Origin of the sequence: Prosthecobacter sp. (assembly GCF_044232965.1) — a bacterium.
Taxonomy (GTDB): Bacteria; Verrucomicrobiota; Verrucomicrobiia; order Verrucomicrobiales; family Verrucomicrobiaceae; genus Prosthecobacter.
Genome location: NZ_JBIIKX010000069.1, coordinates 20,391 through 30,273, shown reverse-complemented (window position 1 = coordinate 30,273; position 9,883 = coordinate 20,391). Strand labels below are relative to the sequence as shown.

Annotated in this window: 9 protein-coding genes, 1 tRNA gene and 1 pseudogene; 3 read left to right on the top strand and 8 right to left on the bottom strand. The window is 61.5% G+C overall.

What is annotated here, in order from left to right:
* From ACILSI_RS21685 to ACILSI_RS21670, 4 genes and pseudogenes are all read right to left on the bottom strand, one after another.
* Nucleotides 1-352: pseudogene (locus ACILSI_RS21685) on the bottom strand (HNH endonuclease); the annotation flags it as partial.
* 156 nt (nt 353-508) lie between these two features.
* A tRNA-Cys gene (locus ACILSI_RS21680) sits at nt 509-583 on the bottom strand.
* Nucleotides 584-625: 42 nt separating this feature from the next.
* Nucleotides 626-1,651, bottom strand: coding sequence for a tRNA epoxyqueuosine(34) reductase QueG (gene queG, locus ACILSI_RS21675; protein WP_395724011.1), 1,026 nt, complete (start codon nt 1,649-1,651; stop codon nt 626-628).
* Nucleotides 1,652-1,668: 17 nt separating this feature from the next.
* On the bottom strand, nt 1,669-3,435 hold the full coding sequence (locus ACILSI_RS21670; RefSeq protein ID WP_395724010.1) for a dynamin family protein: 1,767 nt from the start codon (nt 3,433-3,435) through the stop codon (nt 1,669-1,671).
* Nucleotides 3,436-3,542: 107 nt separating this feature from the next.
* Here ACILSI_RS21670 and ACILSI_RS21665 point away from each other — a divergent pair, with 107 nt between their 5' ends.
* Together ACILSI_RS21665 and ACILSI_RS21660 are read left to right on the top strand one after the other, a co-directional pair.
* Nucleotides 3,543-4,532: a hypothetical protein gene (locus tag ACILSI_RS21665; RefSeq protein WP_395724009.1), complete on the top strand. Its 990-nt coding sequence runs from the start codon at nt 3,543-3,545 to the stop codon at nt 4,530-4,532.
* Nucleotides 4,533-4,572: 40 nt separating this feature from the next.
* Nucleotides 4,573-5,199 carry a tetratricopeptide repeat protein gene (locus ACILSI_RS21660; RefSeq protein ID WP_395724008.1) on the top strand — a complete coding sequence of 209 codons (627 nt, stop codon included), beginning with the start codon at nt 4,573-4,575 and terminating at the stop codon, nt 5,197-5,199.
* Nucleotides 5,200-5,363: 164 nt separating this feature from the next.
* On the opposite strand, the gene ACILSI_RS21655 is transcribed toward ACILSI_RS21660, so the two are convergent.
* The 4 genes from ACILSI_RS21655 to ACILSI_RS21640 are packed head-to-tail and all read right to left on the bottom strand — an operon-like array spanning nt 5,364 to nt 9,111.
* Nucleotides 5,364-5,852 (bottom strand): DUF4304 domain-containing protein, encoded by a 489-nt coding sequence (locus tag ACILSI_RS21655; RefSeq protein ID WP_395724007.1) that lies wholly within the window; start codon nt 5,850-5,852, stop codon nt 5,364-5,366.
* A 56-nt stretch (nt 5,853-5,908) separates the two neighbouring features.
* Complete coding sequence (locus tag ACILSI_RS21650) at nt 5,909-6,877, bottom strand: hypothetical protein (RefSeq protein WP_395724006.1); 969 nt, start codon at nt 6,875-6,877, stop codon at nt 5,909-5,911.
* A 60-nt stretch (nt 6,878-6,937) separates the two neighbouring features.
* Nucleotides 6,938-7,648 (bottom strand): glycosyltransferase family 2 protein, encoded by a 711-nt coding sequence (locus ACILSI_RS21645; protein ID WP_395724005.1) that lies wholly within the window; start codon nt 7,646-7,648, stop codon nt 6,938-6,940.
* Between the two features lie 35 nt (nt 7,649-7,683).
* A complete protein-coding gene (locus ACILSI_RS21640) occupies nt 7,684-9,111 on the bottom strand; it encodes a glycosyltransferase family 39 protein (protein ID WP_395724004.1) in 1,428 nt (475 codons plus the stop codon).
* 68 nt (nt 9,112-9,179) lie between these two features.
* On the opposite strand from ACILSI_RS21640, the gene ACILSI_RS21635 reads away from it, so the two are divergent.
* Nucleotides 9,180-9,875, top strand: a complete 696-nt coding sequence (locus ACILSI_RS21635) for an outer membrane lipoprotein-sorting protein (RefSeq protein ID WP_395724003.1) — start codon at nt 9,180-9,182, stop codon at nt 9,873-9,875.
* Nucleotides 9,876-9,883: the final 8 nt, after the last annotated feature.

The window sequence follows — 9,883 nt, the reverse complement described above, 5'->3', positions numbered from 1 at the left end:
CTCTGACATCCTTCCGAATAAGGGGTATGCCGCAGAACCGACAATTAAACCCATCGCGTTGGTGCAGTGAATTCTTTTCTGCTGTGGTGGGCATTCGGAGCTTCACACGTTGCTCTTTTGGAATGCTAGGAGGCGCATCATGAACAGGCCGATACTGGACATACGGGCTGTTGCTACCCCAGAGGGATTCAGTCCATTCTCGAATGACAGGAAGATCGGCACGACGGATCGAATCGTGTGCCAGTTCTGAATTGCCCGCGAGGTGAGCTTGAACCGCAGACTGAAGCAGGAGCGCTGCCTGGCCTATTTCGGGGATGGGTTCTCGGAGGCAAGAGCGGAAGATGGGAGTCATGGCTTGCGGCGGGTTCTTCTGGTGAACCAAGGCATCGGCAGAATAGGCAGAGACTGGATTCAGACCTCGCTAAACATCGTCAGAAGTGGTCGAACATGTTCTTACTTTTGTTCTTACTTTGCCCATTTTGGGACATGAAACCTTGATTTTACAAGGTGGAGGCGAGGGCGGGAATTGAACCCGCGCATACCGGTTTTGCAGACCAGTGCATTACCACTTTGCTACCTCGCCATGCTCGAAAGCGGCGGAGAGTAGGCGGTTGGCCTTCTCCTGTCAACCGCCGTGGCGCTGGCGGATCTCCGCGATGGCCCAGGCGGCGTGTTCGGCGATGAGCGGGTGTGGATCAGCCGCAGCGGCTTCGAGGGCGGGCAGATCGTCGGGAAGGCCGACATTGCCGAGGGCAACGCAGACATTGCGCAGGAAGGCGGGGCGCTTGATGCGCTTGATCGGAGATTTGGCAAACAGAGCGCGGAACTCGTCGTCGGTGAGGGCGAGAAAATCGCGCAGGGACTTGGAGAAGACGGTTTCACGGGCTTGAAACGTGGCTTCACGCGATTCCTGGGCGTGGCGGTTCCATGGGCAGGCGTCGAGGCAGGCGTCGCAGCCGTAAATGCGGTCGCCGATGGCGCGGCGGAACTCGTGCGGGATGCTGCCCTTGCTTTCGATGGTGAGGTACGAGATGCAGCGTCGGGCGTCCATGCGCTGCGGCGCGGTGATGGCCTGGGTGGGGCAGGCATCAATGCAGCGCGTGCATTTGCCGCACATGTCCTTCGCGGGTGTGTCGGCAGGCAGGTCGAGGGTGGTCAAAATGTCCGCCAGGAAAAACCAGGTGCCGAGGTGGCGATGAATTTGCATCGTGCTCTTGCCGCCCCAGCCCAGCCCGGCCTCGCTGGCAAAGTCACGCTCCAACACGGGACCGGTATCAACGTAGGGCTTCTGCGTGCCACCGTGGGAGGTGAGGCAGGCGTCGAGTTCGCGGAGTTTTTTCTCGATGAGGTCGTGGTAGTCGTCGTTCCAGGCGTAGCGGGCGATGCGGTAGCCATTCTCGGGGCCGGAGCCTTGGTAATAATTCAGCGCCAGCACGATCACACTCCGCGCTCCCGGCAGCACAACGCGTGGGTCAGTGCGCCGCTCCACGTTGCGGGCCATCCAGGCCATGTCGCCGTGTTTGCCCTCCGCGATCCATTGCTCAAACACCTCACGATGCGCCGCTGGCAGCGCGGGCGCGACGCGGCAGTCGTCAAAGCCGAGCGCACGGGCTTTGGCGAGGAGGGCGGATTTGATCTCGGCGGGAGACATGCCGGTGGGAAGGACGGTCAGGCGGTCGCACGCGCTGGGGCGCGGGACTGCACCTGCTGCTCCAGCGCATCAAAGGAGGTGGCGAGCTGCTGCAACCGCGCGGCATGCGCGGACTGCTCCTGGAGCAACTGCGCGGCGCCCGCCTGCGCGGGATCGAGCGTGCCGAGGAATTTGCCAAAAATCGCGGTCACGTCTTCGGTGACTTGTTTTGCGAGCATGTCACGCAGGGTGATGGAGGACTGCTCCAGCTTGTCGAGGATGGCATTGCGGGCGCTGTTCAGCCGGATCTGCGTGAGCAGGTAAACCACCGCCAGCAGCAGCACACCAGCCCCGGCGGCGATGCCGCCGCCCTCCCAGCCATCAAGCCAGCCGCACAGCCCCGTCGCGATCAAGGCCGGCGGCACCAGACGCGGCACCCAGCGGGCGGTGCGCCGGGCTTTTTCGTTGCCTGGTTCGATGTCCTCATCCAGTTTCAGGCCGATGACGAAGCGGCGCAGCGAGGAATCGACATGCGTGCTAAAACGGCGGCGCAGCTCGCTCTCGTCATCGTCGTAGGCATGCACCGGCATCGACACATCGACGGGGAACACCGTTCCGCGGCCCTGGGCATAAAGATAACGCTCAAACTGATGCACATCCTCCTCCAGCACGAGGCCGACCTGTCGCCAGCGGTCGCCCGTGCGGTGCTGAAGTTCCTGAAAGAGGCGATGGTCCAGGCTTTGCTGCCGTACCTCTGGCACCTCATCATCGGGTGAAGGCTTGCGCTGAAACGCCTTCCTCGTGGCCAGCGCGTCCTGCGCCAGCCCTGCCACGCGCATGACGGACTCGTGGTAGTCCCGCTCGGTGGCGTCGAAGGCGGGGAGGATTTTCTTCAAAGTGCGGTCCACCTGGATCTCGCGCTCGGTCAGCAGCTCTTGTAGCACGGTGGTCTTGCGGCGCGCGTTCTGTACGGCCACGGCGAAGTGCTCGCGCATGTGATCTAAAATCTGCCGTGCCAGCTTCACGGTGCCCGCCAGCTTGTTCAGACGCGCTGTGTGGTGTGACACCAAGCCGGAAATGTGCTGTTGCAGCGCGTCGAAGCCGCTGTCCTTCAGCAGACGCTCGTGATCAATGCCCGCGTTGCGCGCCAGAAAGGCTTTTTTGGCCGAGACGGGAAATAGCGGAAAATCGCGGCCAAAGCGCTGCCGCGTGAGCTGGCCCATGTAATCCGTGATGACCTGAATCTCCTCCGGGCTGCGCAGATCGCACTGCTGGAGCACGAAGACGACGTGCCGCATCCACTCGCGATGCACTTTTTCGAGGAACTGCCACGCGGACGCACCCCACGGATTCATCGCGGAGAACACAAAGATCACGAGATCCGCGATGGGCACGAAGCGCTCGGTGATCTGCTGGTGCTCGTTCTCGATCGAGTTCGTTCCCGGCGTGTCCACGATGTGGAAATCGCGCAAGAAATCGACCGGGGTGTGGACTTCATCGAGCGTCGGCGTCACCGGCACGACCTGATGCTCCTGGCCGTGCTTGAAGAAGAGAATCTTGTCCGTCGTGGGCATCACGCCCGTGGTGGAGAAGTCCTGGCCGAAGAGCGCGTTGAGGAAGCTTGACTTGCCCACGTTCACCTCGCCCACGACGACGAAAACAAACGGCTCCTTCAGGCTGGCGATGAGATTATCGATGATCGCGGCCGATTCGACATCACCACCGGTTTCACGCAAGGCGGCGGCCAGGGCCAGAAGGTCCGTGCCGATTCGTGAACGCAGCTCAAAATAGTCATCGCCGATCATGGGGGTCTGCCAAAGTGCCGCTGGCACAGGGCATCGCAACCTTGGAGCACGGGATTCGTCCGCAACGCGGCTTGCCGCAGGCGCGAACCGCTCCTAAAGAGCACGTCTTGACCGCCGACACATCAGCCCGTGAGACCTTGCCTGCCAGGACAACGCCCTGGTGGCTCTGGGCGCATGTACTGAGCCTGGAGGCGCCGCTGGTGGCCGTGCTCTGGCAGCATGCCTTGGCGCACGCGCATGGCCTGCGCCTCACGCCGATGCTGGACGCCGGACTCGCGCTGGCCTGCTGGGTGATTTATGTGATCGACCGCACGCTGGACACTTTTTCGGCCGGCAACGCGGAACTGGGCCTGAGGCATGTGTTTTACCGCCGCCACCGCCAGGTGTTGCTGCTTGGGGTCATTCCTGCGGCCTCGCTGTTGGTGGCCTGGATGGCCTTGTGGGTGATTCCTGAAGGCGTGCTGTGGCAGGTGTCGGGACTGGGGCTGCTGGTGGCGATTTACCTGGCTTCATGGGCGGCGCAGGGCAGCCGGGTGTGGCGTGATCTGCTGATCTCTTGCGCGGGGCTGGGCGGCGTTTTGCTCATCTCTCGCATGCCCGCGTCACCGGGCTTTCGCTTCACACTCAGTCTGCTCGTGCTGGGCGTGATGGTGCTGTCGTTTCTGCGTCAGCTCGACATCCGCCTGGGGCATCTGCTGCCGAAGGAAATGACCGCCGCGCTGCTCTTCGCGCTCGGGGTCACCACCAGCACGCGCTTCCTCGGCATGCCGGAGACTTTGCTCGATCCGGTGCTGGAGTGCGGCCTGCTAGGGCTGCTGTTTGCCTGCAATCTCCATGGCATCTCCGCGCGTGAGAAAGATGACGCCACGGGTCACGCAGGGCTGGTGATGTTCGCGCTGTGTTTTACGCTCGCGCTGCTGTGGATGATCGAGCTGGGCACGCTGGAGCATGCGCTGCTCGGTCCGGCGCGAGCCGCGCTCGGTGGCCTGCTACTGCATGCGCTGGTGCAACGTGTCGGAAAGCGTGTCTCGGCGGAGGCACATCGAGTTCTTTCCGATCTCGCGCTCATCGTGCCGCTGCCGCTTGCGTGGCTGTGAATTGCGCGAAACCTTCCGCCCATCACGTTTAGCCAAGACCATGAAAAAACTCCTCTCCGTTCTTCTCTTTGGCCTGTGGCTGCCTGTTTCGGCCCAGGACGCCCCGAATGTGCTTTTCCAGCAGGGCGTGGACGCCTTTTTTGCCGCGAAGGCGAAGGAATCCGTCGCCGCGTTCGACAAGCTGATCGCCCTCGCGCCTGATTCAAAGCCGCAGCTCTGGCAGCGTGGACTCTCGCTCTACTACGCGGGTGATTTCAAAGGCGGGCGCGAGCAGTTTGAGGTGCATCAGACCGTGAACGGCAACGATGTGGAAAACGCCGCGTGGCATTTCCTTTGCATCGCCAAAGGCGAGAGCGTGGAGGCCGCGCGCAAGGTCTTCATCCCCATCGAGGGCGACAGCCGCATCCCGATGAAGCAAGTCCACGAGCTTTTCGCTGGCAAAGGCAGCGAGGAGGCCGTGCTTAAAGCCGCCGAGGAGGGCGAAGGCGAGCGCCTGCGCAACCACCGCTGCTACGCCCACCTCTACCTCGGCCTCTACTTCGAGGCGACTGGCGACGACGTGAAAGCCAAGGCCCACATGCTCAAGGCCGCGCAGGATTTCTCCATGGACCACTACATGGGCCGCGTGGCGCAGGTGCATGTGAAAATCCGCGGCTGGGACAAGTGACAGCCCTCGTAGGATGGGTGTGGCGACAGCCCGCCCGTCTCAGAGAGCACCCGAGCGCCAAGACGAAGGACGACACTCGCCGATTCACGTTTCAGATTTGAAAAGAGGCCAAGCGGCCGGGTCTGGCATTGAGTGGGCTGAATCAGACTGCAAGCCTACTCGCTTCAGTGTATTTCCGCAATTTGTCGAAGATGGTCATATGCCGCCCTGTAAATTAAGATACGTGGGAGCAATTTGTCATAGTCGCATCGAGTCAAATTGACCAATGCCGTGAGTGTTGAATGCTGTTCAAGCCAAGGCAAAGCGTGCGTATTAACAGCCTCGACAATACGGGAAATTCGAACGCTTTGTTCCAATGAAATGCCTTCAAAGTTAAGTGCTTCATCAATCGTTTCGACATCGGTTACGATTCGGTCTAGTTGGGTTCTAATTTGGCATCGAAAGTGAGGCGGGCTTGTCTCAATGCCCATTTGGCGAATGTAAATGCCCATGTGGCAGGAGTACTGATCGGCTCCCCATCGGTTCTTTTCGACGTGAAATGTTAAAACAGCATCAGGGCAAAGCCTGTGCCATGTCAGCGCTCTCTTTTTATAACCATGCTCTTTGAGCAAAGGCGACAATGCGGCACTGATTTGTTTCTTGGATTCATGCACGGCAGTTTAAAATAACACGCGTCAGTTTTAAGATCAGTCGTTGGTCTGTACCCGAATCACCTCACCGCTCCACCCACCCACTCCGGCTGTCGCTTCGCGAGACAATCAGAGAGCCAGCGGACGAGGTCGGCGACGGAGTCGTGCTTTTTGCGCAGGGCGTTGAGCGCGGGCCAGTCGATGTTGTGACGGGGCGTGGGCAGGGTGATTTTTTGGATGCGCAGAAGGTTCTGCACGGCCTCGAATTCGGCGGCGCTCATGGCGCGGATTTCTTTGGCGGAGGGGAGTTCATCGAGCTGCGTGAGCTGGATGCCGAGGCTGCTGATGCCGACACCGAACTGATGGCCGAGGCTGCGCAGCGCATCGACGAGCGCCTCGTCGTTGAGACCTTCGGCGATGACGATCTCGCTTTGCAGCGTCCAGCGGGTGGCGCTGAGGGCCTGGAAGAAGTCGGCGCTGAAGTTTTCGAGGGAGACGCTGAGCTTCAACTGCACGCCGGTGATGCCGACCTCGGGACCGCCGAGATGGCGGCGGAGATCGAGCATGGAAGCGTCGAAGCGCGGGGCGTCGTCGCTGCCGGCGTCGAGATCCCAGTCAGCGACGACGAGGTCGGGGATGTCCCACTCGCCCTCCATGCTGGGAGCGCCGCTGCTGTTGCGGTTCAGTAGGAAGGGATAGCGCGAACGCTGGAGGCTGAGGCGCTCGTAGATGGCGACCATGCGCAGGAAGCGCGACCAGCACTGGTCGCTGTCGCCCTCCTCATCGAAGAGGCTGGGGCGCGTGACGCCGTTCAGTCCGGCGGTTTTTTTCTGGCGGCGGTAGTAGCCTTGGCCCTGGTCCACCTTCGCGATGGGCGAGGTGGGATCGTAGCTGAGGATGGAGAAGTGATAGCGCAGCGTGGCGTCGCTGTAGCCTTCGCCGAGGCGATGACGCACGAGACGAATGAGCTCGGTGCCCTTGATGGCCTCCGCAGGATCGTCCGGCAGGATTTCGGGGAGCAGGTGTCGCAGTTGTTCGCGCAGGTTCATCCGTCTAAGATTTTCTCAGCATGCCGGAGCAACGGCGTCTTCGTCAACAACAGAAACGCATCAACCGTGCCGTTCCTCGCGGATGCTGTAACGGGTGCGGCGGCTGTTGAGCCAGCGCACGCCAAACATGTCCATCGTGGCACGCAGGGCGCGGTTGCCGAAGCCATACTTGCTCACGCCATGGATGCGCGGGCGGTGATTCACCGGCATCTCGGTGACGCGCCAGCCCATGTTGCGGATGAGGGCGGGAATGAAGCGGTGCATGCCGTTGAAGAGCAGCAGGGCCTCGCGGCAGTCGCGGCGCATCACTTTCAAGGTGCAGCCGGTGTCGCGCACATGATCTCCGACGAAACGTGAGCGCACGAAGTTGGCGATGCGGCTTTGCAGGCGCTTGAAGGTGGTGTCCTTGCGCTTCGCGCGATAGCCGCAAACGAGATCAAAGCCTTCGTCGAGCTTGGCGATCATGGCGGGGATGTCGGAGGGGTCGTTTTGCAGGTCGCCGTCGAGTGTGACGATGACATCTCCTTTGGCACCGTAGATGCCGGCATGCATGGCGGCACTCTGGCCGCTGTTCTTTTCAAAGATGATCACGCGCACCCGGTCGCCACGCTGCACGCGGGCCAGCGTCTGATCCTTCGAGCCGTCATCGACAAGTACCAGCTCGTAATCGCGTCCGGCCATCGCGGCGTCGATCTGCTGCTGCATTTCCACGACATTGTCCTCCTCGTTATAAAGAGGAACGACGACGGAAATGGCGGGCGAGGACGGCATGGGCGGGCGAAAAGGGCGCAAAAGTCGGGCGGAGGCTAATTGTGGCAAGCGAAGATTTTCAGCCAGCGCACCTCGTTGCCCGCATGCATGACGCGGGCCACGGAAAGCACCTCAAAGCGTCCGAAGCGCGCCTTGATCAAATCCGGCGGCGCGATGGCGGCGGGATCATCGGTGACGAAGAGGGCGCTGCGGCCTTTGAAGTCGATCAAATCTGTCTCAATCGACATCACCGGCTCGGTTTGGTCGAGGTAATGATCCAATTCGACGGCGAGCCGCCAGTCATTGGCCACCACGAACCAGGATTCATCGTGACGGGCCTGCTTTAACGCGGCGGAGACGAGTTTCGCGCTCTCACGCCAACCGCGCATGGCTTTGGAGGGATCAGCGGTGAAGAAATGCGTGTAATCAGAGCTGGCGGTCGTTTGCCGCGAAAACGGCCACTTCAGGCCAAGTGTGCGCGGCAGGTCGGTTTGCAGCAGGAAGGCGCTTTGCAGCGCCGCGAGCACGAGCGCGATGGTGCGCAGGCTGATTTTCTCCTCGCTCTCGATGCCGCCGAGCACCGTGCCGCGATGAGCAAGCAGCATGGCCGCAAAAACCATCCACACCGCGCCGCCCATGTCAGGCCAGCGATGATTCGGCCCGTATAGCAGATCCAGCGCGGCCAGTGGCAGCAGCATCGCCAGCGGCAGACTGCGCTGCGACATCAGCGTGGCACGATCCCATGCCATCCTCCCAGCGAGCACGAACAACACGAGCAGCAGCGGTGAGGCGAGTACGGACCAGCGGAACAGATTCGGAACCAATCGCCACTCCGGCCAGTCCCAGTGGGCACCACTCCAAAGCCAGCACACGATCCCAGCACTCCAGAAGCCAGCGATCACAAGGAACCCATTCGCATGCAGATGATGCCGCAGCCGCTCCGGCAACGCGAAAACCATCGTCACCGCCACCATCACTCCGAAAGCAGGCGGTTGCGCCAGCGCCATGCCCAAAACACACGCCGCCGCAGCCCACCAAGCCCAATGGAGCGGATGTGCATGCAGCAAGGCGACACGCAAACACAACGCCGCCGTCGGCACGAGTGCAAACACCACCGTGGCTGGAGTCAGCGTGACTGAGGCGAGATTGAAGGCGGGCAGCACATTCACGATCACCACCGCCCATCCGGCGATCTGCGCGTCAAACAGCCCACGCATCAGCCGCCACACGGCCAGCGAGGCCGCCAGCGCGAGCAGCGGCGCAAAGAAACGCACGCCCAACTCGCCATCGCCACCGATCAGCATGCCCAGCCTCACGAACAACGGCACCAGCGGCCCCATGTGGGGAAATTCGCCCCAATGTCCGTGTTTCACACGAAAAACCGCAAGCGCCTCGTCCGGCGCGAGTTCCAGCGTCGGCAGCAGCGCCCAGCGCCAGAGCGTGAGCAGGCCCAGGGCGGCAAAGAGAAAGCGCTGGCGCTGCATGGTGGTTGCGGCATTGAATAGAGGCGTCGGCTGCCATGTCAAAGCGCCGTCTCCTTTCCTTCACCCTCATGAAACGCCTTCTCATCCTCCTGCCCCTGCTGGCCGCCGCCATGCTGCATGCTCAGGACGCCCAGCCGAAAACCGCCGAGGAAATCCTCCGCATCGTGCGCCTCAGCTACGCCCTGCAAAACCACAAGATGAGCGGCCACCTGCGTGACGACGCCACGGGCCGCACCGAGCCGCTGACACTGACGATGGAGAATCAGGTCATGCGTTTTCTTTTCACCAACGAGCCGAAAGAGATCGTCCACCTCGACCTGAACACCACGCCCGCCACACTCTATCAGGTGCGGGCGGGTGGTTCTGCACAGGTTCAAGGCAATCAATACGGCGCAAGCGTGCGCGGCATGGCCTTCAACTATGAGGACCTCTCCCTGCGCTTCCTCTACTGGCCGCGTCCGCAGTTGATGGGCGAGGGCCGTGTCAGCGCTCAGAAGTGCTGGATCGTGCGTGTCACCAATCCAGGAAAAGACGGCCCGTATTACGTCGTGGACATCTATGTGCATCAAGGCAGCGGCGGCGCGGCAAAAATGGAGGCCTACGACCGCAACAGCAAGGTCGTGAAGCGCTATCAGGTCACCAAGGTGCAGAAGGTGGACAAAGCCACCGTGCTCAAGGAGTTGAAGATCGAGACGATCAATCCCTTCAACGGTGACGTCAAAGGCCGCACCTACATGATCATGGAAAACCCGGAGAAGAAGTGACGCGCCGC

What these genes read in the sequence shown, in the direction of transcription:
- queG (WP_395724011.1), bottom strand. Translation starts at nt 1,651, where the DNA reads ATGTCTCCCGCCGAGATCAAATCCGCCCTCCTCGCCAAAGCCCGTGCG.
- ACILSI_RS21670 (WP_395724010.1), bottom strand. Translation starts at nt 3,435, where the DNA reads ATGATCGGCGATGACTATTTTGAGCTGCGTTCACGAATCGGCACGGAC.
- ACILSI_RS21660 (WP_395724008.1), top strand. Translation starts at nt 4,573, where the DNA reads ATGAAAAAACTCCTCTCCGTTCTTCTCTTTGGCCTGTGGCTGCCTGTT.
- ACILSI_RS21650 (WP_395724006.1), bottom strand. Translation starts at nt 6,877, where the DNA reads ATGAACCTGCGCGAACAACTGCGACACCTGCTCCCCGAAATCCTGCCG.
- ACILSI_RS21645 (WP_395724005.1), bottom strand. Translation starts at nt 7,648, where the DNA reads ATGCCGTCCTCGCCCGCCATTTCCGTCGTCGTTCCTCTTTATAACGAG.
- ACILSI_RS21640 (WP_395724004.1), bottom strand. Translation starts at nt 9,111, where the DNA reads ATGCAGCGCCAGCGCTTTCTCTTTGCCGCCCTGGGCCTGCTCACGCTC.
- ACILSI_RS21635 (WP_395724003.1), top strand. Translation starts at nt 9,180, where the DNA reads ATGAAACGCCTTCTCATCCTCCTGCCCCTGCTGGCCGCCGCCATGCTG.